The organism is Novosphingobium sp. 550D (genome assembly GCF_057401885.1).
Genome location: NZ_JBXYYZ010000002.1, coordinates 35,854 through 62,680, shown reverse-complemented (window position 1 = coordinate 62,680; position 26,827 = coordinate 35,854). Strand labels below are relative to the sequence as shown.

General features: G+C 60.9%; 34 protein-coding genes and 2 pseudogenes. 32 read left to right on the top strand and 4 right to left on the bottom strand.

Annotation, left to right across the window (positions count from 1 at the left end):
* The first annotated feature begins 6 nt into the window (after positions 1-6).
* The 6 genes and pseudogenes from AC2S2E_RS18215 to AC2S2E_RS18190 all read left to right on the top strand — a co-directional run bounded on the left by AC2S2E_RS18215 (position 7) and on the right by AC2S2E_RS18190 (position 5,953).
* Positions 7-1,161, top strand: coding sequence for a lipid-transfer protein (locus AC2S2E_RS18215; RefSeq protein WP_208634557.1), 1,155 nt, complete (start codon positions 7-9; stop codon positions 1,159-1,161).
* A 124-nt stretch (positions 1,162-1,285) separates the two neighbouring features.
* Entirely contained in the window at positions 1,286-1,855 is a 570-nt protein-coding gene (locus tag AC2S2E_RS18210) for a TonB-dependent receptor (RefSeq protein ID WP_449328997.1), read from the top strand.
* Entirely contained in the window at positions 1,815-2,135 is a 321-nt protein-coding gene (locus tag AC2S2E_RS18205; protein ID WP_449328998.1) for a hypothetical protein, read from the top strand. The genes AC2S2E_RS18210 and AC2S2E_RS18205 overlap by 41 nt, the downstream gene beginning before the upstream one ends.
* Positions 2,136-2,473: 338 nt before the next feature.
* Complete coding sequence (locus AC2S2E_RS18200; protein ID WP_449328999.1) at positions 2,474-4,477, top strand: TonB-dependent receptor; 2,004 nt, start codon at positions 2,474-2,476, stop codon at positions 4,475-4,477.
* Between the two features lie 122 nt (positions 4,478-4,599).
* A pseudogene (locus AC2S2E_RS18195) lies at positions 4,600-5,112 on the top strand (transposase); the annotation flags it as partial.
* Positions 5,113-5,188: 76 nt separating this feature from the next.
* Positions 5,189-5,953: an IS6-like element IS6100 family transposase gene (locus AC2S2E_RS18190; protein WP_001389365.1), complete on the top strand. Its 765-nt coding sequence runs from the start codon at positions 5,189-5,191 to the stop codon at positions 5,951-5,953.
* A 442-nt stretch (positions 5,954-6,395) separates the two neighbouring features.
* Here AC2S2E_RS18190 and AC2S2E_RS18185 read toward each other — a convergent pair.
* Positions 6,396-7,460, bottom strand: a pseudogene (locus tag AC2S2E_RS18185) (DUF4158 domain-containing protein); the annotation flags it as partial.
* A 418-nt stretch (positions 7,461-7,878) separates the two neighbouring features.
* Here AC2S2E_RS18185 and AC2S2E_RS18180 point away from each other — a divergent pair.
* The 13 genes from AC2S2E_RS18180 to AC2S2E_RS18120 all read left to right on the top strand — a co-directional run bounded on the left by AC2S2E_RS18180 (position 7,879) and on the right by AC2S2E_RS18120 (position 17,711).
* On the top strand, positions 7,879-8,661 hold the full coding sequence (locus AC2S2E_RS18180; protein WP_059153610.1) for a hypothetical protein: 783 nt from the start codon (positions 7,879-7,881) through the stop codon (positions 8,659-8,661).
* 111 nt (positions 8,662-8,772) lie between these two features.
* A complete protein-coding gene (locus tag AC2S2E_RS18175; RefSeq protein ID WP_059153609.1) occupies positions 8,773-9,654 on the top strand; it encodes a DUF7146 domain-containing protein in 882 nt (293 codons plus the stop codon).
* The gene (locus tag AC2S2E_RS18170; RefSeq protein WP_020819817.1) at positions 9,648-10,238 is read left to right on the top strand and encodes a thermonuclease family protein; all 591 of its coding nucleotides are present in this window, start codon (positions 9,648-9,650) and stop codon (positions 10,236-10,238) included. Before AC2S2E_RS18175 ends, AC2S2E_RS18170 begins: the two co-directional genes overlap by 7 nt.
* Before the next feature lie 116 nt (positions 10,239-10,354).
* Positions 10,355-10,675 carry a hypothetical protein gene (locus AC2S2E_RS18165; protein ID WP_020819818.1) on the top strand — a complete coding sequence of 107 codons (321 nt, stop codon included), beginning with the start codon at positions 10,355-10,357 and terminating at the stop codon, positions 10,673-10,675.
* A 282-nt stretch (positions 10,676-10,957) separates the two neighbouring features.
* Positions 10,958-12,733 carry a ParB/RepB/Spo0J family partition protein gene (locus tag AC2S2E_RS18160; protein WP_059153608.1) on the top strand — a complete coding sequence of 592 codons (1,776 nt, stop codon included), beginning with the start codon at positions 10,958-10,960 and terminating at the stop codon, positions 12,731-12,733.
* Positions 12,734-13,113: 380 nt separating this feature from the next.
* Complete coding sequence (locus AC2S2E_RS18155) at positions 13,114-13,986, top strand: ArdC family protein (RefSeq protein ID WP_059153607.1); 873 nt, start codon at positions 13,114-13,116, stop codon at positions 13,984-13,986.
* 148 nt (positions 13,987-14,134) lie between these two features.
* Positions 14,135-14,395: a hypothetical protein gene (locus AC2S2E_RS18150; RefSeq protein WP_022684640.1), complete on the top strand. Its 261-nt coding sequence runs from the start codon at positions 14,135-14,137 to the stop codon at positions 14,393-14,395.
* 3 nt (positions 14,396-14,398) lie between these two features.
* Positions 14,399-15,679, top strand: a complete 1,281-nt coding sequence (locus tag AC2S2E_RS18145) for a Fic/DOC family protein (protein WP_059153630.1) — start codon at positions 14,399-14,401, stop codon at positions 15,677-15,679.
* A 328-nt stretch (positions 15,680-16,007) separates the two neighbouring features.
* Complete coding sequence (locus AC2S2E_RS18140) at positions 16,008-16,397, top strand: DUF3768 domain-containing protein (RefSeq protein ID WP_008831643.1); 390 nt, start codon at positions 16,008-16,010, stop codon at positions 16,395-16,397.
* A gap of 11 nt (positions 16,398-16,408) precedes the next feature.
* Positions 16,409-16,696 (top strand): hypothetical protein, encoded by a 288-nt coding sequence (locus tag AC2S2E_RS18135; RefSeq protein ID WP_030541545.1) that lies wholly within the window; start codon positions 16,409-16,411, stop codon positions 16,694-16,696.
* Positions 16,693-16,959, top strand: a complete 267-nt coding sequence (locus tag AC2S2E_RS18130) for a hypothetical protein (protein ID WP_008831641.1) — start codon at positions 16,693-16,695, stop codon at positions 16,957-16,959. The genes AC2S2E_RS18135 and AC2S2E_RS18130 overlap by 4 nt, the downstream gene beginning before the upstream one ends.
* 12 nt (positions 16,960-16,971) lie before the next feature.
* Positions 16,972-17,181 carry a hypothetical protein gene (locus tag AC2S2E_RS18125; protein ID WP_004213310.1) on the top strand — a complete coding sequence of 70 codons (210 nt, stop codon included), beginning with the start codon at positions 16,972-16,974 and terminating at the stop codon, positions 17,179-17,181.
* On the top strand, positions 17,178-17,711 hold the full coding sequence (locus tag AC2S2E_RS18120) for a hypothetical protein (RefSeq protein WP_037520606.1): 534 nt from the start codon (positions 17,178-17,180) through the stop codon (positions 17,709-17,711). Before AC2S2E_RS18125 ends, AC2S2E_RS18120 begins: the two co-directional genes overlap by 4 nt.
* A 41-nt stretch (positions 17,712-17,752) precedes the next feature.
* Here AC2S2E_RS18120 and AC2S2E_RS18115 read toward each other — a convergent pair whose 3' ends face one another.
* A complete protein-coding gene (locus tag AC2S2E_RS18115; RefSeq protein ID WP_237230251.1) occupies positions 17,753-17,971 on the bottom strand; it encodes a hypothetical protein in 219 nt (72 codons plus the stop codon).
* 537 nt (positions 17,972-18,508) lie between these two features.
* On the opposite strand from AC2S2E_RS18115, the gene AC2S2E_RS18110 reads away from it, so the two are divergent.
* The 13 genes from AC2S2E_RS18110 (at position 18,509) to AC2S2E_RS18050 (ending at position 26,100) form a co-directional block, all read left to right on the top strand.
* The gene (locus tag AC2S2E_RS18110) at positions 18,509-18,745 is read left to right on the top strand and encodes a hypothetical protein (RefSeq protein ID WP_008831822.1); all 237 of its coding nucleotides are present in this window, start codon (positions 18,509-18,511) and stop codon (positions 18,743-18,745) included.
* A 134-nt stretch (positions 18,746-18,879) separates the two neighbouring features.
* The gene (locus AC2S2E_RS18105) at positions 18,880-19,026 is read left to right on the top strand and encodes a hypothetical protein (protein ID WP_021223025.1); all 147 of its coding nucleotides are present in this window, start codon (positions 18,880-18,882) and stop codon (positions 19,024-19,026) included.
* Positions 19,027-19,143: 117 nt separating this feature from the next.
* Positions 19,144-19,404 (top strand): hypothetical protein, encoded by a 261-nt coding sequence (locus tag AC2S2E_RS18100; protein ID WP_008831823.1) that lies wholly within the window; start codon positions 19,144-19,146, stop codon positions 19,402-19,404.
* 2 nt (positions 19,405-19,406) lie between these two features.
* Positions 19,407-20,858: a DUF4942 domain-containing protein gene (locus tag AC2S2E_RS18095; protein WP_231634371.1), complete on the top strand. Its 1,452-nt coding sequence runs from the start codon at positions 19,407-19,409 to the stop codon at positions 20,856-20,858.
* A 316-nt stretch (positions 20,859-21,174) separates the two neighbouring features.
* Positions 21,175-21,423, top strand: a complete 249-nt coding sequence (locus tag AC2S2E_RS18090; RefSeq protein ID WP_030541643.1) for a hypothetical protein — start codon at positions 21,175-21,177, stop codon at positions 21,421-21,423.
* Positions 21,420-22,229, top strand: coding sequence for a hypothetical protein (locus tag AC2S2E_RS18085; RefSeq protein ID WP_008831890.1), 810 nt, complete (start codon positions 21,420-21,422; stop codon positions 22,227-22,229). Before AC2S2E_RS18090 ends, AC2S2E_RS18085 begins: the two co-directional genes overlap by 4 nt.
* A gap of 11 nt (positions 22,230-22,240) precedes the next feature.
* The gene (locus tag AC2S2E_RS18080) at positions 22,241-22,861 is read left to right on the top strand and encodes a DUF6884 domain-containing protein (RefSeq protein WP_030541642.1); all 621 of its coding nucleotides are present in this window, start codon (positions 22,241-22,243) and stop codon (positions 22,859-22,861) included.
* Between the two features lie 256 nt (positions 22,862-23,117).
* The gene (locus AC2S2E_RS18075; protein ID WP_008831892.1) at positions 23,118-23,375 is read left to right on the top strand and encodes a hypothetical protein; all 258 of its coding nucleotides are present in this window, start codon (positions 23,118-23,120) and stop codon (positions 23,373-23,375) included.
* Positions 23,376-23,596: 221 nt separating this feature from the next.
* Positions 23,597-23,914, top strand: coding sequence for a hypothetical protein (locus AC2S2E_RS18070; protein WP_006953908.1), 318 nt, complete (start codon positions 23,597-23,599; stop codon positions 23,912-23,914).
* A gap of 297 nt (positions 23,915-24,211) precedes the next feature.
* Entirely contained in the window at positions 24,212-24,433 is a 222-nt protein-coding gene (locus AC2S2E_RS18065; RefSeq protein ID WP_004213291.1) for a hypothetical protein, read from the top strand.
* 62 nt (positions 24,434-24,495) lie between these two features.
* Entirely contained in the window at positions 24,496-24,759 is a 264-nt protein-coding gene (locus tag AC2S2E_RS18060) for a hypothetical protein (RefSeq protein ID WP_037471423.1), read from the top strand.
* The gene (locus AC2S2E_RS18055) at positions 24,756-24,968 is read left to right on the top strand and encodes a hypothetical protein (protein WP_059153606.1); all 213 of its coding nucleotides are present in this window, start codon (positions 24,756-24,758) and stop codon (positions 24,966-24,968) included. The genes AC2S2E_RS18060 and AC2S2E_RS18055 overlap by 4 nt, the downstream gene beginning before the upstream one ends.
* 871 nt (positions 24,969-25,839) lie before the next feature.
* A complete protein-coding gene (locus AC2S2E_RS18050) occupies positions 25,840-26,100 on the top strand; it encodes a hypothetical protein (protein WP_030540871.1) in 261 nt (86 codons plus the stop codon).
* A 51-nt stretch (positions 26,101-26,151) separates the two neighbouring features.
* Here AC2S2E_RS18050 and AC2S2E_RS18045 read toward each other — a convergent pair whose 3' ends face one another.
* Positions 26,152-26,331, bottom strand: a complete 180-nt coding sequence (locus AC2S2E_RS18045) for a hypothetical protein (RefSeq protein ID WP_008827848.1) — start codon at positions 26,329-26,331, stop codon at positions 26,152-26,154.
* A gap of 113 nt (positions 26,332-26,444) precedes the next feature.
* The gene (locus AC2S2E_RS18040) at positions 26,445-26,666 is read right to left on the bottom strand and encodes a helix-turn-helix domain-containing protein (RefSeq protein ID WP_228223105.1); all 222 of its coding nucleotides are present in this window, start codon (positions 26,664-26,666) and stop codon (positions 26,445-26,447) included.
* Between the last annotated feature and the right edge of the window lie 161 nt (positions 26,667-26,827).

The following is a 26,827-nucleotide window of genomic DNA, read 5'->3' as shown; positions in this document are numbered from 1 at the left end:
GGCATCATGCTTTCAGACAAGACTGCCATCGCAGGCATTGGCGCTACCGAGTTCTCGAAGAATTCGGGCCGAAGCGAGCTCCGCCTGGCGTCCGAAGCGGTTTGCTCCGCGCTCGCGGATGCGGGCATCGAGGCGTCTCAGGTTGACGGCCTGTGCACGATGGGGGCCGACAACACTTCCGAAGTGGAAATCGCGCGCGCGATCGGCGCGGGCGAACTGACCTTCTTTTCGCGGATACCCTTTGGGGGCGGCGGTGCCTGCGCTGTGGTGCAGCAGGCTGCGCTGGCGGTCGCCAGCGGACTCGCTTCGACAGTGGTCTGCTATCGGGCCATGAATGAACGATCGCAGTATCGTTTCGGCGGGCCGCTGCCGAGCGCACCGACAGCCGAAGGCGAAGTGACCCACTATCACACGCTGCATGGCCTCGCGACGGCCGCTTCGTTTGTTGCGGTGATGATCCGCCGCTACATGCACCAGTATGGCGCCACCAGACAAGACTTCGCCAATGTCGCAATAGCAGCCCGCAAGCACGCGGCGGTCAATCCGGCAGCCTTCTTCTACGGCAAGGAACTGACGCTTGACGATTACCTCGGTAGCCGGACGATCTCCGATCCGCTTCACCTGTACGATTGCTGCATGGAAAGCGACGGTGCGGTCGCACTAGTCGTGACGTCGGCGGAGCGTGCGCGCGACCTCAAGACCAAGCCGGTAATGGTTCGGGCCGCTGCGCAGGGGGCCGCCCGCGGCAATATTCCGCTCATGGGCTTCTACGGTAACGATATCATTCCGTTTGAGGATACCCGCATCGTATCCGAACAGCTTTATGCCATGGGCGGTCTTTCGGCAAAGGACATGGACGCCGCCATCATCTACGACCACTTCGGACCGACCATACTTCCCGCGCTTGAAGCCAGCGGCTTTTGCAATCGTGGCGAAGCAAAGGATTTTATAAGGGACGGCAACATTGAAATCGGCGGCGGCCTCCCGGTCAATACCCACGGCGGGCAGGTTGGTGAGGCCTATATCCACGGCATGAACGGCATCGCCGAAGCGGTCCGTCAGGTGCGTGGCAGCGCGATCAATCAGGTTGTCGGACTCGAGAACATCCTGGTTACGTCGGGTGGCGGGGTTCCGACCAGTGGCCTGATACTGGGAAACTGAGTCCGATACGGAGAAATTAACGCCTTTAACAAGCAAAAGACCAAAGGGGGAAGGAATGCGAAATCATAACATAGCTGCTTTCTTTGCGCTAATAACCACGTTCATTTTCGCGACCGATCCAGCCATGACGCAGGATACCGGAGCGCCCGGGGAGCAATCATCCTCAATTGGGTCGTCGAACCCATCCCCGGCGGAGACGGATTCCGCGGGGCTGGAGGAGATCGTCGTCACCGCCCAGCGCCGGTCCGAAAGCCTGCAAAGCGTACCGCTGGCGGTCACTTCGCTGTCGAGCGAGAGACTTGCGCAGAGCGGCATCACCAATTCCGACCAGATCGCGTTGGTGACCCCGGGTCTGACGGTGTCGACAGGCGGTGGTTTCCCCCAGCCATTCCTGCGCGGCGTCGGCAGCGACCGGACGGCCAATTCCGAGCCGAGCGTCGCAACCTATATCGACGGCGTCTATATCGCCTATTCGGCGGGCACGACGCAGCAACTGTTCGATGTCGAACGGGTGGAGGTGCTTCGCGGGCCGCAGGGCACGCTCTATGGCCGTAATGCCACCGGCGGCGCCATCAACATCGTTACCAAACGGCCGTCCGATGAGCTGTCCGCCACGTTGTCCGGTTCGCGTTCCAAGCCGTTCGAGGTCGCCTATGCGGAACCGGTCTACAGCGACGTGCGGCAATATCGGTGAGAACGAGCTTCGGCTCAACGGCGTCCTGTTCCATACGGACGGCTACAATTTCGAACCCTCGGGCCGCTCGCGCCAGTCGGCGTATGAACTGCTCAATGCCTCTGTCACCTTCGCACCGGCCAACGACCGCTGGGACCTGACGATATGGAGCAACAACCTGACAGATCAGCGCTATTACAGGACCATCCTTCTGACCACGCTCGGTGAAAATGTGATTTACGGCGATCCAATCACGGGAGGAGCAACGCTCACGTTCCATTTTGGTAGGGGAAATCAGTAACAGGTCCCTTGAATGAGGATTTTTCGAATGCCTGTAACGAGTTCGCCAGTTATTGAATATTTTTGCGGCGTTTTGAAATAGTGAGCGGATTATCAGGAAGAAGGCCACAATTAGGTAAAAAATACGCAGTAAATTATAGGAGAAAGGTAATGGGAAGGTCCAATTATTTGTTATTAACGTCCGGCGCTTTTATGGCTGCGTCTTTCGTAGTGCAACCAGCATGGGCGCAAGACGCGGGAACGAGTGGTGAACCATCATCGCCCAACACTCCATCCAATGCATAGCAAGGAGGTGGGATCGAGGACATCGTCGTCACCGCAACGCGCCGCGAGGAGCGGTTGCAGCAAATTCCGGTCACTGTGACAGCTATAACCAGAAGGTCTCTCGCCGGCGCCGGCATCGTCGATGCTCGCAGCCTCACGCAAGTCGTGCCGGGTTTTACCGGCAACAGAACCGCCTCTGTCATCCAGCCGGTGATCCGCGGTATCGGTTCCGGCGGCGTGTCCGTCGGTGACGAGCCCAATGTCGCTACTTACGTGGACGGTGTGTATCAACCCGATGCTTTCTCGAACTCGATTGAACTGGTCGAAGTCGAACGGGTCGAAGTGCTGCGCGGGCCGCAGGGAACCGTCTTCGGCCGCAACGCGACGGGGGGGTTAATCAACGTTATCACGCCCGACCCAAGCTTTACGCCTCGGGCGCGCATTTCGTCGCGCGTCGGCTGGCTGCGCAACAGTTCGAACGATTACAACCTTCGCGCTTATGCGACGACCGGCTTAACTGACAATCTCGCGATCGACTTTGCCGGCATGTACCGGAAGACCGAAGAATACATCCCGGAACTGTCGACCGGAAGAAAGCTGGGCGGTCTCGACGTCGTGGATCTGAGAAGCAAGTTTCTGTTCCAGCCCAACGGGACCACGCAGTTTGTTTTGACCGCAAACTACACCCGACAGAACAGTACCCTTAATGCCACGCAACCTCTGAATAACAATACCGCTGCCTTGCTGGCGCCCGGAGTGATCCTTCCGGACGGCCCGTGGGAATCGTCCTTATCACTTACGCCTAGGATTGATTACGAAAGGTTCAGTACCTCTCTTCGGGCTAAGTTTGAATTCGAAGATTTCAATATCGAATCGACAACCGCTTATATGCATAATACCGGTAGGCAGCACGCTGACGTAGATTCGACTAATATAAGTATGGGTTATATCAAGTTCGATCTTAATATCGAGGCCGAGAGCCAGGAAATTCGAGTATTGTCCACGAACTCCGAGAAGTTCAACTGGCTGGTCGGGGTTTATGCCTTTCACCTCGACGCGACAATCCCAAACATCGATCTCGCCAATGCACGAGGAATCGGCCAGCCGTTGATCAGTACAATACTTAATCCGGCGGTCGAAACCGGTTCTTTGGCGGGCTTCGCGGAGGGGACGCTCCAGATCTCTGATAAGTTCTTCCTGACCGCAGGCGGCCGCTACACGACCGAAAAGCGGGAATTCCAGCAATCCGTGAACGGCGTACAACTGCCGTACGGTCGGGTTGACAAGACTTTCAGTAACTTCACCTACAAAGTAGCCGCCAGGTACCAGATTACTGATACGACGAATATCTTCGCCAACTACGGAACCGGCTTCAAAAGCGGCGTATACAATGTGGCGGCAACTTCTCCGGTGCCCGTGGAGCCGGAGAAGATCAAGGCTGCAGAAGTGGGGGTGAAGTCGGATCTCAGCCGTTCGCTGCGTGCCAACCTTTCTCTTTACTACTATGATTATTCGAACCTTCAGGTGCAGGCGCGTACCCCCGATGGCAACGCTTACGTTCTGCAAAATGCGGCAAGCGCTGAGGTTTATGGCGGGGAACTCGAAATCAATGTCATACCGACCCAGGGCCTGAACGTTCGCGGATCGGTCGCATACAATCATGGAACTTATGATAAATTTCCCGCAGCTCAGGACTTCATTCCCCGGCCGACCGGCGGTAACATCGTCACATCGAACGATGCATCCGGCAAAACCCTTATCAGGGCCCCGCGGTACACGGCGAACCTCGGCGCGGACTGGACCACGACACTGGCTGGCCGGGAATTCGGGGCATCAGCGAATTTCTTCTACAGTTCGCGGGTTTATTATGACTTTCTTAATCGTTTTTCGCAGAAGCCATATACGATGACTAGCGGAGAAATATGGTTCAAGGCAGCCGACAACTTGAAGCTCTCGATCTGGGGGACCAACCTGACGAATTCGAAAGCGGCCCAGCAGATCAGGCAAGGTGCGCTGGCCACGGATATTCTCTATGAGAAACCGCGGGTCGTCGGCGTTGGCTTAGAAGTCGATTTCTAGCTAGAGGGGCGCCGGCAGTACAGGATCGACCCTGCACATCGAACCGGAGGCAACGGCGCCAAACGACGTCACCATGGGAAAGATGGGCACCTCCAAAAACCCCTCGCAAATCGGGGCCTGATCTGATTCATTGTTTCTTCGATCTTTCGAACCGATACGAAGCATTGAGCGCGGCGGGCGATCCGCTGGAGCGTCTGGCAGCGGTCGTGGACTTTGAGGTCTTTCGCGGTCCGCTGGTTGCCGCGCTGCGTCGCAGTCCTCGCGGCAAGGGTGGTCGCCCGCCCTTCGACCCGGTGCTCATGTTCAAGATCCTGGTGCTGCAGGCGCTGTACTCGCTGTCGGACGAAGCAACCGAATTCCAGATCAAGGACCGCCTCTCGTTCCAGCGCTTCCTGGGCCTGGGGCTCGACGGCACCGTGCCGGACGCGACGACGGTGTGGCTGTTCCGCGAGAGGCTGGTCAAGGCCAGGGCGATCGACAGGCTCTTCGCCCGCTTCGATGCGGCCCTGACGGATCGGGGGTACCTTGCCATGGGCGGGCAGATCATCGACGCGACCGTGGTGCCAGCCCCGAAGCAGCGGAATACTGAGGAGGAGAAAGCGGCGATCAAGGAAGGCCGGATACCCGAGCGCTGGAAGGATAGCCCGGCGGGCTCTGTTGCAAAAATCGTGAAGCTTGAGCATGCTTGGCGGAGATTGGACGGACGGAACGATGACGGATTTCAAGTGGCGCCATTTCCAGGGTGATGTGATCCTGTGGGCGGTGCGCTGGTATTGTCGCTATCCGATCAGCTATCGCGACCTTGAGGAAATGCTGGCGGAACGCGGCATTTCGGTCGACCATACGACGATCTATCGCTGGGTCCAGTGCTACGCCCCGGAGATGGAGAAGCGGCTGCGCTGGTTCTGGCGGCGTGGCTTTGATCCGAGCTGGCGCCTGGATGAAACCTACGTCAAGGTGCGGGGCAAGTGGACCTACCTGTACCGGGCAGTCGACAAGCGGGGCGACACGATCGATTTCTACCTGTCGCCGACCCGCAGCGCCAAGGCAGCGAAGCGGTTCCTGGGCAAGGCCCTGCGAGGCCTGAAGCACTGGGAAAAGCCTGCCACGCTCAATACCGACAAAGCGCCGAGCTATGGTGCAGCGATCACCGAATTGAAGCGCGAAGGAAAGCTGGACCGGGAGACGGCCCACCGGCAGGTGAAGTATCTCAATAACGTGATCGAGGCCGATCACGGAAAGCTCAAGATACTGATCAAGCCGGTGCGCGGTTTCAAATCGATCCCCACGGCCTATGCCACGATCAAGGGATTCGAAGTCATGCGAGCCCTGCGCAAAGGACAGGCTCGCCCCTGGTGCCTGCAGCCCGGCATCAGGGGCGAGGTGCGCCTTGTGGAGAGAGCTTTTGGCATTGGGCCCTCGGCGCTGACGGAGGCCATGGGCATGCTCAACCACCATTTCGCAGCAGCCGCCTGAGGCTCTGTTGCAAAGATTGGCGGCAGTCAGAGGTAGGCTGTCGCTCTGCGCCGATCAATACCGAATGCCACGTTCCCAAAACGTTCTCCGACTTGGCCAAAATCGCAGCTTGGGGCCGACTGGGCCTTATAAGCGTGCGCGCACGCTTATTCTTGCCAACCCCTTAAACTTGAGCCAGTTATGACGCGCTGATTCCGCCTTGGAGTCGGCGATTCATCTGTTGCGTGCGGGGTGGCTCCCCGAGGCGACAGGGCAACAAAAAACCCTCGCTTGGCTGAGCGAGGGCTGTTTGTGCCACCGAAGGTGAGCGCGTCTAACTTGGCTCCCTTTATCGGTGGTGCGGCAGCGAAAGTCAATCTCGAAAGCGTGCTTTCGGGAGCGATGGCGCTTGGCCTCGCGGGACCGACGAAGGGAGGTCCGCTCACGCTCCCCTGACACCCCGGATGCGCCGCCGCGCCCCGCCGCTCTCCTTGACGATCGCCGCCAGCTTGGCCTTACCGGCGATCGGGAAAATGACATCGCAGATGCGCCCCGATGGTTCATTGATCGAGGCGCTGGCGATCTCGACCAGCAGGCGCTCCTTTCCATAGACCCGCTCGATGTCTTTCGCGATATCGCCCACCACCTTGCGTTTCGAGCGCGTTCCGATCTTGTGAACGGTTTCGATCAGCAGGTCGATCATCGCGTCAGTGAGTTGCGCCTCCCGCGACATTAGATAAATCGCATAAAGGCCGAGCTGTCGCGCCGGCGCATGCCGGCGCATCTCCGAGGCCTTTTCACCGGCAACGCGGCGAACAATCTGATCGACCCATGGCTTGCCCGTAGCCGTCAGGAGATCATGGGGAAGATCAAGTCTCTGGATAAAGGCGAGTTTCTCGGTCACGTCGAGAATGTTGTCGAGCGTTGCCTGTCCGGCGTCACCCTTCATCCTGTTGAATCCGGTCGAGCTGTCCGGATCGGCAAGCGAGGCTTCCAATAACGCCACCGCATCTGACGAAAGCCGATCACTGGCTCCGATCAGCCAGGTGTCCAGATAATCTTGCCGTTGTGAGCGAACGACACGTTCAAGCTCCTTGCGCGACGGCCCATAAATACGCCGGTCCCGGCACCACAGGAAAACATGCTCAAGCATGGCATTGATCGACTGGCCGCCCGGGCACAGCTCGCCAGCAATCCATTCCGTCAATTGCGCGCGATCCACCCGCTTCATGCGGTGATATCCAAGATGGATCAGGATCTCCGCACAATGCCGTCGTGCTGTCCGACTGGAAAAGTCATAACCGGCTATCTCGCCAGCCTCGACACCGAGTTGCTCGGCCAGATACGAGAGGCCATCGGTAGGGATTGAGCCGGGATCGATCGCGAAAAACCCCAGGGAAGCGAAGAATTTCAGCTGCGCGGCGAGGCCAAGGCGCGTCAGGGCCGGCTTCGAATTTACAAAATCAATATCGGCAAAGCTCAGGCTCCATCGTCCGATCAAATCCCCGCCCGGAATACTCCGATCCATCAACCCACTCCCTATGATGGAGCGAACTGTCCTCTTCTATGATTTCCATCGTCAATACCGAATGCCACGTTCCCAAAACGTTCTCCGACTTGGCCAAAATCGCAGCTTGGGGCCGACTGGGCCTTATAAGCGTGCGCGCACGCTTATTCTTGCCAACCCCTTAAACTTGAGCCAGTTATGACGCGCTGATTCCGCCTTGGAGTCGGCGATTCATCTGTTGCGTGCGGGGTGGCTCCCCGAGGCGACAGGGCAACAAAAAACCCTCGCTTGGCTGAGCGAGGGCTGTTTGTGCCACCGAAGGTGAGCGCGTCTAACTTGGCTCCCTTTATCGGTGGTGCGGCAGCGAAAGTCAATCTCGAAAGCGTGCTTTCGGGAGCGATGGCGCTTGGCCTCGCGGGACCGACGAAGGGAGGTCCGCATGACCACTTCCATAGGCGCCGTGCTGCGTAGCACTGGCCTCGCCAAGATCGACCGCGCCTTGCTAGCGCGTGCCGAAAAACCGCGCGTCAAAGTCTGGGCCGGCAGCATCGCCGTAGGCCACGAGAAGCGGGCGAAGGCCTACACGCCGATCCGCAATGCTCGCCAGATGCGCGAGATGATCGAAGCCGCAAAGCTCTACGAGCGGCAGACGCTCGCGCAGCGGCGGACAACCACGCCGCGCATTCGTAACGGTGCGATCGGACAGGCCGGCATCCAGATTATCGAGTTCCTGGCCCGCGTCATCGACTATAGCACCGGCGCGTTGTTCCCCAGCCTTCACACCATCATGGAGGGAACCGGCCTCAGCAAAAATTGCGTCGTTCAGACGCTTTCGCGCCTCAAAGAGGCGCGCATTATCGACTGGTTCCGGCGCTACGAGCCGGTTCCCGATCAAGAAGCGCAAGGCGCTGGCCCGCGCATCAAGCAGGCCACGAACGCCTATCGCTTCCTCTTCCCCGCCTTCCTCTCCAAAATCTTCGCCGCTCGCCGCCGTCGCGGCATCGCGGCTGACCCAGCCCCCGCTTGCGAACAGTATCGCCAGATCGAGGCGGCGCGCGACATGGAGCGCATGAGGGATCAGCTGCCCCTATGGGAGCTAACCCGTGAAGAGCGGGACAAGCGCGAGCTGGCCGATATTCTCGCCAGCTTGGGCGAAGCGATTGAGGCGAAAGAACGTGAGTCATCCGCAAGTGAAGATAACCGGCGGAGATATTTATATTGAATGGCCCTAGTCGGGCCATGCGCGATATTGGCATATATCCCGGCCGTTTGCCCGCCTCCGTGAAATGTGTATAAATCCCAATGTAGGGATACCGTTGACGAAAGAAGTTCGATGCAGATGGACGTCGAAGCACGCGCACGTCGGATCGTAGCGGATATGGGCGGCCACTGGCGCGGCTCATATGGCATGGTTTGCTGCCCAGCCCACAACGACCGCAATCCGTCGCTCCAAGTCACCCCCGGCAAGAAGGCCGTCCTGTTCAAATGTTGGGCCGGTTGCAGCCAGGAAGCCGTATGGTCCGCGCTCAACAGCCGCAAAATCAATCGTCACACCAGCGGCGAGACGGTCGATCGCGCGCCTGAACCCTCGCGCCGGAAGCTCGCCCTGCAACTATGGGATTCCGCCGTGCCGATCGCGGGCACCGCGGCTGAACGCTATCTGCGTTCGCGCGCAATCGACCCGACCGGCCTCAAGGTTCGCTTCGCACCGCGCTGCATCGTTGGCCCGCCCGATGCCCGCGAAGAGCATCCTGCCCTTCTCGTGCCGTTCGAGGCCGATGAAGGCATAATCGCCGTGCAGCGGATCTTGCTCGATCCAGCAACCGGCGAGAAACGCTACCATGCGGCGCTGCGCGAGGCGAAATTGACGCTTGGCCTGGTCCGACATGCCGCCATGCGGATCGGCGGCCAGCCACCCGGCGACGTGCTGCGCCTCGCGGAAGGCTTCGAGGAAGCCGTTTCCGTGTCCCAGCTTAGCGCCGGGAAATTTAAGGTATGGGGCGCGGGCGGCATTCGCCGCTATGGCCTGATCGCGATCCCCGAACGCATCCGCAAAATCGTCATCTACTCGCAACACGGCCAGGAAGCGGCACAGGCCATAGAGGACGCGCGCGGCCACCTCACTGCCAACGACCGCGAATTGAAAATCATCCTCCCGCCAGCCCCGGCGCCGATGGACTGGAACGACATTCTTCAGGAGAAAGCCAGGTGCTGATCCGAGGTTTCAAAAAATGGCCGCGAAATCAGCAAATCGCGTTGCCGATTCTCTCTGTTTTCGCGTTCGGTGCGCTGTTCAATCAGATGCAAGCAAGGAATAGCGAGCCAGTTTCGATCCACGTCGAGAACCCGCGCATTATCGACGGCGATACGCTCGAAACGCTCGATAAAAAGCGGGTGCGGTTGTCGGGAATCGATGCGCCGGATGAGGACGGTAAGGGCAATGTGCCCAAGATCGCAGCGCAGCTCTATTTGGAAGAGCTGGTGAAGCAAAATGGCGGCATGGATTGCACCAGCGATTTTCAGGACGAAAAGCTGACGATCGAGCCGATATGCAACACGCGGCGGACAAGCTGGGGCCGGTCTAACCTGTCGTGCCGGTTTCGGTCGAATGGGGCATCTGTTTCGGCAACGATGGTGCGCCATGGATATGCCGTTGATTACAGGCAACATTCAGGGCTGGCCTATGCCCGTTTCATGAAAGATGCAGCCGACGAGCGGCGAGGCCTTTGGGGTGTCGATTACGAGGCGATGAGGAATCTGGCGATCGAGAGGGGCCAGTTGCCGAACAAGTGCAAATGATCGGAGCCGGGAACCTGCCCTATTCCACCCCACGGCTGCGCCGCGCGGCTCCACGGAGCCAGCAAAGCCGTCTCCGCCCATTCGGGTGACGGTCAGGGCTATAAGGGAAGATTAGCATGAATGATGCGATGCGAACGACGATGCAGGCCGCGCCCAGGCACAGTGCATCGCCGCGCGTCGAGGCAATCGCGGCATGGCTGATCGCCGCGCTCATTCTCGCAGGCGGCGGTATCGTTGCACGCCTGATCGTCGATTATCCGCGGCTCCTGCCGAACAGCTATATCGGCTTCCTTATCTACCGCGCTGGACCCACGATTGCGCTGCTATGGGCCTGTGCCGGCGCTGCGATCGCGATCAATGCCGCGACGACACGCCTGATGCTCTTGTCCGCATTGTGCGGATCAATCGTTGCGGTTCTCGCTCTCGCCATTCTCTAGCCGCTAAATGTGCGGCCCTGGGCCGCGCCTTGCCGGTGGTGGCAGCTGCCACCGGGGGGGAACACCAAGGGCACCCGCCCTTTCGTTCCCGAAGCATAATCGACAGGACCGGGTTGCTCGACAAGTTCGGCCAGTTCCGGCGCGCTCACGCGCGCCGGGGCCTCCCTAGTCGCGCCGCCCGCACCACTCCCATCGATTTTGCTTCCCCCTCCCCATCCCGCGCTTCGCCAGCGGGTCAGAGCCGCAGGCCGCAGGCAGCGGCTTCGCCTAAAGGAGTGAAAAATGACCATCCAGACCATCCAACTGAACAAGCTGGCGCTTTCCGACCTCAACGTGCGGAAGGTGAAGCCCAAGGAAATTGAAGCCCTCGCAGCCGACATTCAGGCGCGGGGCGTGCTGCAAAACCTGATCGGCTATGATGAGGACGGCAAGATCAAGATTTGCGCTGGAGGGCGGCGCTACCGGGCCTTGAAGCTGTTGCAGAAGGCAAAGACCATCCCCGGCACTTTCGAGGTTCCCGTTGAAATCCGCAGCAAGGACGAGGCGCTGGAAATCTCTCTTGCCGAGAACGCGCAGCGTGAGGACATGCACCCCGCCGATGCCATCGCCGCCTATCGGGCGATCATCGACAGCGGCAAAGACGTTGACGATGTTGCAGCATCGTTCGGCGTCTCCCCCGCCTATGTCCGCCGCGTGTTGAAGCTGGCGGCGCTGCACCCGACCATTCTCAAAGCCTTCCAGAAAGACGAAATCGGCATGGGCGCGGCGCAGGCTTTCGCGCTGACAGACGATCAGGACCGCCAGCTTGAGGTTTTCAAGCGCACCGGCGACAACGCCCACCAAATCCGCGCCATGCTCACCCAGGAGAAGGTTGCCGATACCGACAAGCATTTTCGCATTGTAGGCGAGGAAGCCTATTGCGCCGCAGGCGGCACCTTCACCACCGATCTTTTCGGAGAACGTCGCTATTGCGATGATGCGGGCCTTGTCATGGACCTTGTGCAAGATCGGCTCGACGCCATCGCCAAGGCGGCGCGCGAAGATGGCTGGCGCGATGCAGAAGGGCAGCTCTACCGGCCTGATTCCTACTGGATGCGCGGCCATCTGGAACCCGCTGGCGAGCGCCATCCGACCGAGGAAGAAACCGCGCAGCTGGTCGAGATCGAGGCGGCAATCGCCAAGCGGGAAAGCGAGGTGGACGAGGACGAGCACGACTATGACGACGAGTTGCGCGCCCTGACCCGCAAGCAGGACGCTATCGTATCGGCTTGCCGCGTCTTCACCGCCGAGCAGAAGGCCGAGCACTCGCTTATCGTCTTCATCGGGCATGACGGTATCGAACAGGTTGCGTTCACGCGCAGCGCCAAGGGCACCGCCGCCGATGGCCCCAAGCCTCCCCGGCCCGACTACTCGCAGAAGGTCATGGATCAGCTGGGCGGCATCCGCACGATGGCGGTTCGGGAAGCCCTTGCCAGCGACCCGGAGCTGGCGCTGGACGTGCTCTTGACGGGCCTATTGGGGCAGGTTCGCGGCAACTCCTATTCGTGGCAACAAGCCGCCGAAATCACCGCCGAGAAGAACCGCTTCCATGTTGACGAGGCGATCATGGGCCATTCCACGATTGCCGACATTGACGAAATCGCGGGGGCCGATCTTGCCCGCTTGGCCGAGACACCCACGCTGGACGACATGCGCCAGATGGACAGCGAAGCGAAATTGCGGCTGCTGGCCTACTGCGTGGCCTCGCAGATCACGAGCCTTTCGTTCCATAGCGACCGCGACCGCCAGCTGGCGCAGATCGTCGGGGCCGCGCAGATCGACATGGCCGACAAGTGGGAACCCAATCAGGTATTCTATGACCAGCTTAGCAAGGCCACGCTCTTGAAGCTGCTGGCCGAAGGTTGCGGCAACGACGCCGCAGAGAATTGCCAGACCATGAAGCGCTCTGATCTTGCCTTGACGGTCAACGAGCGCCTTGCGGGGCGGCGCATCCTGCCCCCCGCCCTTCGACCCTCTGCCTTGCCCGATGCCGCTGATAGCGAAAGCCAAGCGGCATGACGGCATGGGGAGCGCGCTTCACTCCCGCGCTCCCCGCAAACTTGCGGGGCGGTGGCAGCTGCCACCGCACCCATTTTACAGAACGCAGCCGGTAAAATCGGCCGCGTATAATGAGCGGCTAGGGCCGCGCGTTGCCGGTGGTGGCAGCTGCCACCGGGGGAACACCAAGGGCACCCGCCCTTTCGTTCCCGAAGCATAATCGACAGGACCGGGTTGCACGCCAAGTTCGGCCAGTTCCGGCGCGCGCGAGCGCCGGAGCCTCCCTAGCCGTGCCGCCCGCACCACTCCCATCGATTTTGCTTCCCCCTCCCCATCCCGCGCTTCGCCAGCGGGTCAGAGCCGCAGGCCGCAGGCAGCGGCTTCGCCTAAAGGAGTGAAAAATGGCTAAGGAAACGAACCGGATCGACATTTATCAGGCCGTCACCGACGACATTCTTGCGATGCTGGAAGCGGGCACCAAGCCGTGGGTGAAGCCGTGGAGCGGTGGGCCGACCATTCCGCTCCGGCACAATGGGGTCGCCTATCGTGGGATCAACGTCCTCAGCCTTTGGGCCAGCGCTATGCGTCAGGGCTTCGCCTCGCCCTATTGGCTGACCTTCAAACAGGCGTTGGAGCTGGGCGGCAATGTCAGGAAGGGCAGCAAGGGAACCACCATTGTCTATGCCAACAAGCTTGTCGTGAAAGACTCCGAGACGGACAACGAGCGCGCCATTCCGTTCTTGAAACGATACACGGTTTTCAATGCCGATCAGGTCGAAGGACTGGACGGCAAATATCCCGCGCCCGCCCCGATCATCACCAATCCCGAAACCCGCGACGTTGAGCTTGAAGTGATGTTCTCTCGCATCGACGCAACCGTTCGCATCGGCGGATCGCAAGCCTATTACCACACCCGCGACGACTATATCCAAATGCCCGCTTTTGAAGCGTTCCATTCCGCCGACGACTACTATGCCACGCTTGCGCATGAGGCCGTGCATCATGCAGGGCATGAAAGCCGCCTCAACCGAAAAACCCTGATTTCAACGAGTCGCGCCGACTATGCGAGGGACGAACTCGTGGCCGAGCTGGGCGCATCCTTCATCGGCGCGATTGTCGGTTTCAAGGTCGAGGAACGCGAAGACCATGCCGCGTATATCGAGCACTGGTTGACCGCGCTCCGCAACGACAAGCGCGCCATTTTTGAGGCAGCCCGCGAGGCGCAGAACGCCGCCGACTACCTGTTGGCGATGATGACCGACCAAGCGGATTGAATGCCCCGCCCCGCAAAATGCACGAGACGCCGCGCTTGCGCGGCGTCTCATTTCAGGAAAGTGAAATATGGGGGGCTACTCAATGTGGTTTATATACAAATCCCGACATGTTAACTATGGGCGGGAGCAGGTCGTTTTTAGGTGCAAAATGGAAAATATCATCGACACCTACAGGAATCGCATCAAGGCGATGGGGTATGAGCCGCGTCGGCAGGAAGACATTCCTGACGTGATGGCAGCTTATTGCGAAGCAATCGCAAATTGCAAGATTGAAGGACTTGAATTGGTTTCGGATGACCACTCTTTTTGTTTGCTGTTGGTCGAAACCCAAATTCCCGTCGATGTGGCGATTGGTCTGGCGCAGGACTACAACCGTGATGTTCTGTCCCGCCAGAAACTTGCTGCATGATTGGTGAGCGACCCTTACACCTGGCGTAACAGCGACGTTCTTCGGAACAAGCTGGGAATCCGCGACGATAATATTCTCAAGGAGCGAGAAGCTTTCTTCTCGGTTGTCCGGCATGGCGAGCTGATTGTGCAGCGCGCCATGCCGGCGACGAATGCGCGCGAGTATCGCGAACTGCACAATCATCTGTTTCAGGATGTATATGATTGGGCGGGGCGCTTTCGGACTGTGGACATAAGCAAACCCGGCAGCACTTTTGCGCGAGCGCACTTCATTGCCCGCAGCATGGAGCACGAATTTAAGCAGCTGCCCGACCTCCAAACCCTCAAGTCGATGGATCGTGATCGCTTTGCCGATACCATGGGACGGCATATCTCCGAATTAAATGCCGTTCATCCGTTCCGTGAGGGCAATGGTCGTACCATGCGGCTGCACTTGCAGCTACATTCCCTTGCGGCCGAAAAATTCGTCTCGATCCAGGCAATGGGGCCGAAGGACTGGATGGAGGCGAGCCGCGATAGCTTCCATACCGGAAATCACGCCTCCCTCGCCAAAGTTATCCGTGATGCCATGCCCCTCGAACAGAGCCGCGTCGAGCCAGCGCGCGGGCCAGCGGGCATCGCGTTTCCGCCCTCGATGGAATCTCTCATGCCAGCTGGCGAACGGCGCGCTATGAGCATCGAGCAAGCCAAGGATCAGATCAGCCGTTACTTACCTACTGCGCAAACCGTTGCGTCGCGGCAGTATGAGCAGCTTAACCGGATCGCGGAAACGTCCGCTGACATGCGCCAGCTAGCCGCCCGTTCTGCGCAGGAACTCGCCTTTTTCCGTGATCCCAAAGGGCCGATGCACCACCTTCAACTGATCGAACAGCGCCGCTATCATCAAATCGAAGTCAGTTGGTCCGAGGGCATGGACCCGCTGCAACGAGTCCGCGCCATCAGCGCGGGCACTGCTGATTTCCTTTCGAAAATGACCGACCGCGACATTCAGGCCGCCGATCGCGTGCTACGTCTGCAAGTCATGCCTCCCGGCGTCAGTCAGGTTGATCTACGCCTTGCCGCGCAATTCGAGAAAAACTCGCCTGAGCAGAACCGGGCCGATGCCAGGTTCGCGCAATTCCAGCTGGCCATTGATAAGCGCGTCGCCACAGCTACCGAGCGCGGCGCATCGAAGGAACAGCTGGCGCAGATCGTCGAAAGCGCAAAGGCGCATGTCGCCGCAACATTGCGCGAAGGCAAATCACCGACACAGGCGGCCGAGAAATCAAAGGACCGCGAGCGCTGAAAATGAGCGGCCAGGGCCGCGCGCCTAGTAGTCTGTCAGCTGCCACATAGGATCGAGCGGCCCAGGGCCGCGCCCCGTCAGTAGTGGCAGTTGCCACCGGGGGGAACACCAAGGGCACCCGCCCTTTCGTTCCCGAAGCATAATCGACAGGACCGGGTTGCACGCCAAGTTCGGCCAGTTCCGGCGCGCTCCCGCGCGCCGGGGCCTCCCTAGACGCGCCGCCCGCACCACTCCCATCGATTTTGCTTCCCCCTCCCCATCCCGCGCTTCGCCAGCGGGTCAGAGCCGCAGGCCGCAGGCAGCGGCTTCGCCTAAAGGAGTGAGGAAAATGGAAGCGACAACTGACCAGATCGCCACCATCGCGGCGCTGAACGACATTGCGCGGCGAACGATGGGTGTGACTTGTCGCACCGTGATTACGCAAGGCATCGCGGCGCTGGACGAGAACACGCAGTCCGACATTCTCAAGATGATCGAGGGCTTTGAGGATTTCACACCCGACAACGACCCGCACGGCGAGCATGACGCCGGTTTCCTTTATCGTGATGTGATCGGCCAATGGCATACCCGCTGGACTGACGACAGCACGCGCCCAGCCCTCTCGGTCATGTGGAAGTTCGACTATTACGACCGCGATCTTGAATTTGGCAGCGCCGAACCGTGGAATCCCGATGCCACAACCCGCGTGCTCACCATTCTCCTAACCAGTGAATATTGAGGGAGGCCATCATGACCAAATCGCCCCCGGTTATCGAGCTTAGCTGGCGTGATGAGAATTATGGTTCCGTCTGCGCCGTCGCCGCTTTCCGCAACTATGCGGGCACACTGGATTGGAGCGACCGCACCCACCAGCGGTTTCGCGGATGCCTGAAACGTGCAGGCTTCGCGTTCCATTGGGGGCGATGCAGCTATATCGCCACCAGCGGCACCCGCGAAGAGAGGCAGCACGCCCTTTGTGACGAGCTGGCCCGCGCAGGATTCCAGATCGACAGCGGCGACGTGAGGGCAGAGGCATGAACCGCGAACGCCGCAAGCAGATCGCCGCCGCCCGCGTGCTGATCGACAAGGGCAAAGCCCTGTTGGATGAGGCGCGCGACATGCTTGAAACCGTCAAGGATGACGAACAGGCCGCCCGCGAGAATCTACCACCCAGCCTTGAGGACAGCGAACGTGCGCAGGCGATGGACGCCGCAGTTTCCGAACTGGAAAGCGCGATTTCAGCCCTTGAAGACTTCGACGCCGACGAGATCGGCACAAACCTCGACACCGCCAGCGAATAGGAAGGATTGACCATGCAACCCATGCGCCACCTAGATCGAGACACGCGCCGCGCCCGCCTTCTGGCGGCGCGCACGCGCCCCGTCGGCGGCATCAACCGGCGCGGCATCTTCACCGGCCATTGGGACGGCGGCGATGTTGTGCGCCAGTTTCGCGGCGACAACGGATCATGGATCGGCCTTGCCGCCTACAAGGCGAAAGAAGAGCCGGAGCCGCAGCCATGAAAATCAGCAACACGGCGAGCGCCGTTCGCGTCACCCTCTCGCCTACCGAGATCAGCGATTTGCAATTTGTGATCGAGGCGGCCGAGCGCGCGGGGCATTATATGCCCGCGCGCGTCCCCAACATCATGGCGGCGCTGACGCGCAGCGCCGACGATGTTCGGATGAAACAGGCGATGAAGCGGGCGGAAAAAGATCGCGTAACGCGGATCGAGCAGGACCGGCGCGCGCGCGAACGCCAATTCATGCTAGGCGACCGATACAGCGTCATGGCGAGCCGCGCCGACTACGCCGATGCGTCTTCCGATCCGGACGCGCGCCAATGGGTTGACCTAGTGTTTCATGAAATCATGCAGAGGCCGCTTCCCGATCAATACGAACTCCGGCGCGACGTGTGGCGTGTCCACGTTGTCCAACTGGACGGCGGCACGCTCGGCGCTGTTGTAGGCGGCGATTGCACTCAAACCGCCGACCCCGCCGAAATTGCTTCCGTAGCGGAGCAGCTGATCGCCCGCTTCGAGGGCAGAGCTTGACGCGCGTGGAGCGGTGGCAGCTGCCACCGCTCCAGAGAGATCTAGAATTTGGTGATGAGAGGCAGCAGCGCCGCCGCTTGGCTTCCCAGGACCGGCACCCAATAATTCGCGGCGCGGTAATCAGGGCCATGATCGACCGCCATCACCCCAAAGACATATCCGATCATCGGCAGCGTCCACAGCAGACGCCCGCCCAGGTCCACGCCCATCAACACCAGCGCAACGCCGAGCACGGCCCAAAGCGGAATCAGTCGTTCCATGATTTCGCGATGACGGACTATTCGCCATGCGCTTTCCCGGTCATCGGCGCTAACCTGCGATACGAGGCCCATAGCTTCCCCTTTTCATCAACGGTCGCCGGCGATCATCCAATGGCTTCACGAAAATGTGAAGAGCGTTTCGCGCGCATTGTCGTCAATCCGTTGTATAGCCTTCATCGAGCGAGGGCGAAGGACTGTGACAGCGGCCTTTCGCAAATCCTCTCGCTCAAAGGAGGTGATGTGATTTGACAGCATATGAAGCAGCTCAATTGACGATCGCAGCCGTCGCGCTCGTGATTGCAATTGTGAAGCTGGGGAAGTCCGATAAGGGCTGATCCAGCGGGGCGGGTGGTCTGACAGGGCCGCCCGCCCTAAAAGTTTGAACCCGCCGTGTGACAGCACGGCGGGTTCAGGTAGGTGCGTGAAATGAATCAGCACACGAAGCATTGCCTATATAGCCCTTTTCCCTTGCCAATCCAATAGCCGGCGTGCGCGCGGCGCGTTCCCCTCCTGTTCCGTTTGGCGCATAAGCGCCCAATGGCCGCGAACTACAACCGCCCCAAGCCCATTGATCCTATCTGGTATCGGCAAGGCTGCTATCTGCGCATCCAGTGCGCTTGCGGTCGCCGCGTCGTCGCCCCGCTGGGCGACTTCGCCCGCTCACGCCGCATTTCTTTCGATACCCGCATATACGAACTCATCGCGCGGCTTCGGTGCAGCCAGTGCCGCCGCAAACCTTATGCGGACGTGTCGCGCAACCGCTCGGGCAATTAAACTGACGGAGGATCCGATTACTCGGATGCTTCCGGCGCTATCCGTTGGGCATGTCGCCGGCGACATGCCGCAGCGCCCGCTAGGTCGCCGCTATGCTATGACCTGGCGGGCGCTTTTCCTAGATTGAGGCGGCAATGCCGCCGCGCCCGCTGTTCGACTTCGGGGCCTGTTCCTGCCCCCTGCCGCAAGGGCTGGACCGTCTCGGCCGCTATGCGGCCTCGCTTGGCGATCAGGCGGGTTTCCCCGCCCTTCCTTCGCTTCGCTCCGTGCAGGACGGGTGATTCCCCTCCCCCCTGATCGGCCCTGATTTGCGGCATTCCCCGGCCCTGCTCGCCGCTGGGCAGAAGTCGATGACCCGTCATCGCCTTCGGCTCCATTCTAGGCAGGGAAAACAGCACATGACCGACATTCCGCTGGCCACAATTCTTCGGATCAACGCCGCCCGCACCATCCCGCTCACTCGCTATGAGGAAGAGGGCAATTTCGACCGCTTTGGCTACATCAAAGACCTTGCCGAAAATCATGGCGCTGACCTTCCCGCTGTCATCGAGATTGCCGACCTACTAGGGCCGGAGGAAGATTTTGACGGCCTTGTGACCACCATCGAGGACGCCGCCGAGGGCTTCGGCTTTGGTGCTCTTATTGTCGGGGGGGCGTGAACATGGGCCAGGAGCTTATGACGCCCGCGCAGATCGCGGATATTTGCGACGGCCGAGACAAGGCCATAGCCCTTTGGCTCAGCCTCTATGACACCTACCATGCAACCCGCGACGAGGCGGCCCGCCTGACCCTTGGCGGCGCACTGTCGCTGTCATGTGGCCGCGACTGGACCGAGGACACGTTGACCCGCGCTTTTATCCAGTCGCAGCCTATCGACCAGCGCGACAAGGAGACGGGAGCGCGCAAGACCATCGACGCACGCGACAATTTCGAGCGCGTCTTGACGCACACGATGGACCGCCGGTGCTGGGCGGCCCTCATGGAGCAGCTGGGTTTTGACCAGCTGCTAGATCAGCAGGCCCGCAAGGAGTTTCATGACGGCTTGCGCGATGATCCCGTGCCGTTCACGCCCGACAACTGCGCCGCCACTTTCGGGAATATCTGGACCAACCGGCGCGACCTTTATTTGCGCGGCATCGCCAACGTCTTCGCCAAGCTGGATCGCCGCTTTCGCTCGCACAACGGTTTCAAGATCGGCGCGCGTCTCATCATCGACCGCGCCTTGAACGAATGGGGATCATGGGACCGCTACGAGCGCCGCGACACGTTGCGGGACGTGGAGCGCGTCTTTCTGGAACTGGACGAAAAGCCCCCGGTTTCAGAGGGCCACAGCATCGCCTCACAGGTTGCCGATTCGGCACGCGTGCGCGGATCGCTGCCAACCGTGATCGAGGGCGACTATTTCCGCGTTCGCGTCTTCAAGAATGGGAATCTGCACATATGGTTCGAGCGTGACGACCTTCTGCAGAGCGTGAATCTGTTGCTCGCGGAATATTACGGCGAGGCTATCGGTGATGGCTATGAGACGACCGAGGCAGAAGCGGCCCCGGCCTATCATATCACGCCCGCTAAGAACTTCGGCGCGTTCATGACTTCCCCGGAGATCGCCGCCCAGGTCATCGAACATGCGAGGATCAGCACAGGCCAGCGCGTTCTAGAGCCTAGCGCGGGAAAGGCCGCGCTTGCTTCGGCCGCGCGCAACGCTGGTGCCGATGTAACTTGCGTGGAGCTGCAACCCGGCTTCGCCCACGAACTACGCGTAATCCACGGCTTTGCCGATGCGATCGAGGGCGATTTTCTCGCATTGGACCCGGCCCATTACGCACCGTTCGACGCGGTGATAATGAACCCGCCTTTTGATCGAGGCCGCGACTGTGACCATGTGCGCCATGCCCTCGCCTTTCTCAAACCGGGAGGCGTGCTGGTGGCAATCATGAGCGCGCGGGCAGAGTATGGCGAGGATCAGCGCCACAAGGCGCTACACCGCATGATCGCTGGTTGCGAGGCGATCTATTTCCACGGTCGCAAATGGATCGACCTTCCCCCCGGTTCTTTCGCCCACGCCGGAACCAACGTGAACACTGTTTTGCTTGCGATCCGCAAGCCGGGTTGATCGGTGCAGGCGGTGGCAGCTGCCACCGCCTGTCCTGGCGCAGATTGAGGCGGCAAGCCGCCGCGCTGATTTGTCGCGTTTGGGGCCTGTTCCTGCCCCCTGCCGCAAGGGCTAGACCGTCTCCGCCGCTGCGCGGCTCCGCTTGGCGACCAGGCGGGTTTCCCCGCCCTTCCTTCGCTGCGCTCCGTGCAGGGCGGGTGATCCCCCTCCCCCCTGATCGGCCCCGTTTGCGGCATTCCCCGGCCCAGCGTCGCCCGCTTTCGGCAGAAGTCGATGACCCGTCATCGCCTTCGGCTCAATTAGGAAGGGAAAGCCCATGAAAATCCGTATCTACCGCCAGACCGAGCAGGACTTTGACCGGATCGAGATCGAGGGCGCGACCTTTGAAACCATCGTCAGCCGGGCAGCGGTCGAGGGGCTTCAATGCAGCGGTTACGACAGCAATCCGAGCCAGCGGCCTGAGTTGCAGGGCGCACCGAAATTCAAGGGCGTTTGCGGTCCTATGTGGGATGGCGATGCGATCCGCTACGAGTGCAGCGCCACCTATGCGGAGTTGAGCGCATGAGCGCCGCCGCCGCGATACGCACCGCGCAGGCCGACCAGCTGGGCGACCAGATCATTGCCGCAGGCTTCGCGCCAAACGGCTTTGTGCTGGACATTAACGGGGCGCTTGATGTGCCCCGCGACTTTCCCCTTTCCGCGCCGTGGAATCTGCCGTCGCGCCTGTTTCAGTTCCCCATCGAGGTCATCCGCGCAGAGCAGGACGAGCCGCGCAAGATCGGCCTTCGCCATCCTTTGCTTGCCGCCCATCCTTTCGTGCAACACGTCGAGCGTGCGCTTGGGATCGAGATCGCCCGCGATGGCGTGACGAACCGCCACGGCTACAGCAACCGCGTTCATTCGCTCTGGCATCATGCGGTGGACCTTATCAGCGCCGGGAAATGGCGCGAATTGCTCGCCACGCAGGAGTTCACCGAGCCGCGCAATATCTTCAATGCCGTTGTCTATGGCCTTCGCTATTCGGACCACGCCGACAGGAAGGCGAGCGGCCACATCAGCACCGTCGAGGCCCGCCAGATCATGCGGGAAATGGGAGCTACCGAGCCGACCGACCGCGCCGCGTTGCTTCGCAGCTTTTCCGCGCCGTCGCCCTGCCAGCAGGAACGCGGGGCCGAGCATTGGCCGATCAATCTTCACGGACCTTGCGCCGAGGATAAGGCATGGTCTTTCATCATCGGGATCGAGGATGGTTGGTTTTCCTATGACCGTTCCGGGCATCTGCAATGGTCCCCCATGGGCCGCGACCGTTACGCGGCAGGCGATAGCGCCAGCTTTACCGAGGCGAGCGGCCAGACCGCTTTCGCCTTTTGAGGGGATCGAGCATGGCCCGCCATTGCATCCGCGAACCTCGCTACGTTCCCCCGGTGCAGCGCATCGGGGAGCAACCCGACTTGTTCGGTGGACCGACCCTTAGCCACGTTGCCGAGCGCCAAGGACCGCCGAAAGGATGGCAGCGCCAATTGCAGAAATGGGGCCGCTGCACCGTCATTGCCGATCTTGAGGCAGCGCCGCCGTCTGTCATCGACCCTCCCCCGTCCCCGTCTCCGGTTTTCCTTGTCGCTTGCGTTGCTGCGAAGCTGGACCGCCCCGCCCCGGCGCGCGATCTTTACGCATCGCCATGGTTCCAGAAGGCCCGTGCCTATGTCGAACGACAGGGCGGCGCATGGTTCATCCTGTCAGCAAAGCATGGCCTGATCGCCCCGGAAACCGTCATCGCGCCCTATGACGAAACGCTAGGCGCGATGAAGGCAGGCGCGCGCCGCCTTTGGGGCGCGCGCGTGATCGAAGCAATGGCCGAGCAGATCGACGCCGCCGCGCCGCTGATCGTTCTCGCAGGCCGCAACTATCGCGATCCCCTTTGGCCGCAGATCGAACGGCGCGCATCGGTTCCGATGGAGGGGCTTGGAATCGGTCAGCAGCTCGCTTGGTTGAGCGACAACTGAGAGCGAGAATTGTCGCGGTCCATGCGCAACTTCGCACGATGCGCTTCGAGGGGGCATCTGTTTGTCGCGCCGCCCTTTCAATCTATCCAACGCCATTTGGCGTTGTGAGTTTGAGGATTATAGGCCCAGCAACGGCCCAAGCCCCCCGGTAGGGCCGCCCACTCTCGGCAAGCGCAAATGGCGTAGTTTGCGCTTGCCGGGAGACCAGTTGCCCTCTCTATATGGCAAGGTGACTGCCCTCTCACCGACAGCGCCCTTGTGGACCCAAGATCAGGCCATCGCCTATGAGGCGGCCCTTGAGGCCATCAACGACGTTATCGCCGGTTACAGTGAGCAGATCGCGCTCGAGCATGGTTGCGTAGCGCCGAACGCGGCGCGGATCGCTTGGCTCGAAATGCGGACGGATCAGGCATCGGCCACCGGCCATGCGCTCAATGTGGTGGATGATGAGAATGTCCGGCAAACGCTGCTGGAATACAGCGCGATCGTTCGGGCGCGAGACGGCGCAGGGTGAAGGTCCGCTCGATGGGCGGGCGTTAGTTTGTTAAATCCCCCCGTCAGTGTCTTCCTAGCATGAGGGCTGCACCAGGCCGCATCAAGGATCGGCGGTTCCCCCAATTTGCTGCGCAAATCGGCTCCCCCACCGCCCGCTAGCGCGGCCGCTTCGCGGTCCCTGACCCGACCCGGCGCTGCCCTCCCCTTGGCCTTGCCAATTCCGGCAACAAGGAGGTTGTTATGTCTCATCGTCTGTTCGCTCAGCTGGCTTTCGAGCGTGCGCTTGGAAATGCTGCGATCGAGGCGCTGGCGACCGCGTTGAACGATAAGGATCATTTCGACGCGGAAAGCATGTGGCCGAAAGACCCGATGTTTATCGGCAAGACGAGTGCTGACATCGAGGCGGTTGCGGCCGAGCTGGGCCAGATCATCGAGGACCGTATAAAGGACGTGCTCGACGGCCCCGGCATCCGCAACATCGAGCGCGGCGAATGCGTCTATCCGCAAGTCGTCGCGGTCGTGCTGGCGGCCAAGGCGAAGCGCGGCCAATCCGGCTGACGCCGGAGGGGCGGGCTAACCCCGCCCCCTTTCGCCCGCTGGGCGAAACCGATGATCTCGGTGCCATGCAGAGCGCGGGGCGGGGCATCGAACCCCGCCCCGCGCAATCTCTTCTCTCTGTGTGTCGTGGCATTTTGGCATGGGTGCGCGCCAGCTTTCAAGGATCGGCGGTCCCCCCAATTTGCTGCGCAAATCGGCTCCCCCACCGCCCGCTAACGCGGCCGCTTCGCGGTCCCTGACAGCCGGCGCCGGTGCCCATGCCGGGTGTCTCCCGTCACCAACGAGAAGGAGAACCGGATGCACATCAAATTGTTTAGAGCACTGAAAGCGGCTAATCTGTCCGACGACGCCGCAGCGGAAGTTGTAGAGGCTATTGAGGAGTATATCGCCGTGAAGGTTCAGGAGGCGAACAAGGGAATCGAAAGCAAGCTGACGGCACAAACTTGGGTCATCGGCAGCGTCGGTTTCGTCCTCGCAGTCATCGGCCTCGCGCCCGCTTTCATCAAACTGTTCCAGTAAGACAAAGGGAGGCTTCGGCCTCCCTTTTTTTGCCGAACCGCCTGATTGTCAGGAGACGCAAATTGACCGACTTCGCACAAGCACGGCTCGATATGTTCGAGAGCGGTTTATTCGGCCAGGGCAATGCTTTCTGGCGCTGGATCGCCACGGACGAGGCGCGGCCCTATCTGACCGCTTTCGCCGTCGATCGCGCGCCACCCAGCGGAAGCGAGTTTTTCGCGGCCGATCTTAGCGCCGAGGATCTACTTGATTCCGAACACCTGGCCGAGCTGGCCCAGAAGATCGAAGCGGCTCACGGCTACCCCAAGACAGGAGAACGACAGTGACCGCATCACTCGCCGAGCGTCGCAGTCCGCTCACCATCAAGCCCGACCCGTCCAAGGCCGCGCAGGCGTGCCGCCTGCTGATCCGCGCCTATCTTGACGGCCCCGATGGCGTCGAATGGTCGGACGTCCAAGACGCCCTGACCGTCGCCCTGCAAGCCTTTCACTTGCCGGAGACGTTCGTTGAAACCGAGGGCGGACGATGGCAGTAAGGCACAGCACTTCGCGCCGTGGCTTCCGAAACACGCAGGAGAATTCAATGCGGAACATCGCTCTAGTCCTGGCATTACTTGCCACCACTGGCCCCGTAGCAGCGCAGGATTACCTAGGCACGCATCTCGACTCGGTTCGAGACGAAACACTGCGTCGTCACCAACAGGACATGGTGACGGACAGGCCTGGCGAGAGAAGGTCCAAGGCGCCTCCGCGTACCACGCCGTCACGGCAGGTTTCGCAGGCCGAGCGGCAAGCCGCCTTCTCTAGAAACAAGGCCGAGTATCGTCGCAGGATGCTGCGGGACGGCCCCGCCGCAGCGAACCGATGGCTGGACGAGCAGGCTGGCGCAGCCCCGGCCGACGCCCGTCCGAGGGCGACAACGCGCACCGGCAAGACGAGCTGCAAGAAGGTTCGCTGGGTCAATCGCGCGACGCCGGGATTCGGTGGAGGCCCGATGACAATGAGCCGGGTCGCCGTCTGCGCGGACTAGTTTGCGAGGGACGCGATCCGCCCCGACCCGGCACGACTTAAGCGCTTAAGCGAAGCCGCCCCTCGGGGCGGCCTGGTTCGCCTATCGCGACCCCGGCGTTGCGCCGGCGTCGGGTTCCTTGTTCGCAGCTCCGGCCGGCGGCCGCGTAGCATGCTCCGCACAGCTCACCCCTTCATTCCCTGCATTACAACCAGCTCCATCATTCTGCTGCACCACCACCAGGCGTGCCGTTGAGCTGTTGTTGCCGGGGTTAGGATCCACGACCCCCGCAGGTGGAGTCACCGTGGCCGTGCTGACTAGCCGCAGCCGCCTAGCGGCCCGCAGCGGTGGCCGGGGAACCGGCCACCGCACCCGCAATCCGAGACAGGAGCCACGCCATGAGCAACGACACCGAGACGGCAGCCCGTGCCCTGGTCGAAGCCACCCGCAGCGGCAAGCTCGGCGACGCCTACCGCGTCCTGGACAAACGCCCCGTGGACGAGGTGCAGGCAATCGCCTTGCAGGCCGGATTCTCGTGCATCAGCCGCACCAACCGGCGCAGCTTCATGGTGCACATCGTCCGCCAGGTGGCGGACGCCGCCCGCAACAAGACCGACGGCTACGGCCTGCGCGACCTCGCCGCCAAGGCGGCGCGCTGACGCCCGCCGCCAAGGGCCGTGACCGGCCCCTTAGCGCCGTGCGCGCCGGGGTTATTTGCGAGTAGCTGTGCGCTGTTGCTCCGCCACGTCGCGGATCATAGCTGCCCAGCATCCCAAGATCATGCCCTCTTCATTATCGACTTCGCTTGTGGCGACCGCATAGATACCCAGCAAGTTTGCAACCTCGCTCGCCTCGACAATGCCTTGGCGCGCAAGCAGCGTGGCAAACATCGAGAGTGCTCCCCCCATTGCCCGCACCAGCGGCGCATCTTGTAGCAGTCGGTCAAATTCGCGGGGCGGGTTACTGGACATAGATTGTTCCGATCAAATTAAGCGACTGCCTTTCAGGACTTATCGCGGGAAGTGCTATCCGCTGCCAATAATTCGACAACCGATAATCCGAAAACATCGGCAAGGCTCTCCAAGGTAGCAAGCGTTGGATTACCATGTCCGCGCACCATGTATGAAATATGTGACGCCGCAACGCCCGAGCGTTCGGACAACTCCCCTTGAGTTATGCCTAGTTTCTTTAGTTCGCGAGCGATGTTGGCCCCTAGCTGGGCCATCAACGGCGATGTTCGTTTCAGGTATATGGTTGGCATCGTGTTCGCGTCCTTCTGGCTAGGCGCAGAATGTCGGCACGGGCAGCATGGCGCAATAGGGTTGCTCTAGAAGCTATTTGCGCCATGGCTTTCGCGCCTAGCGCAGATGGTATAGATTGTGCGCC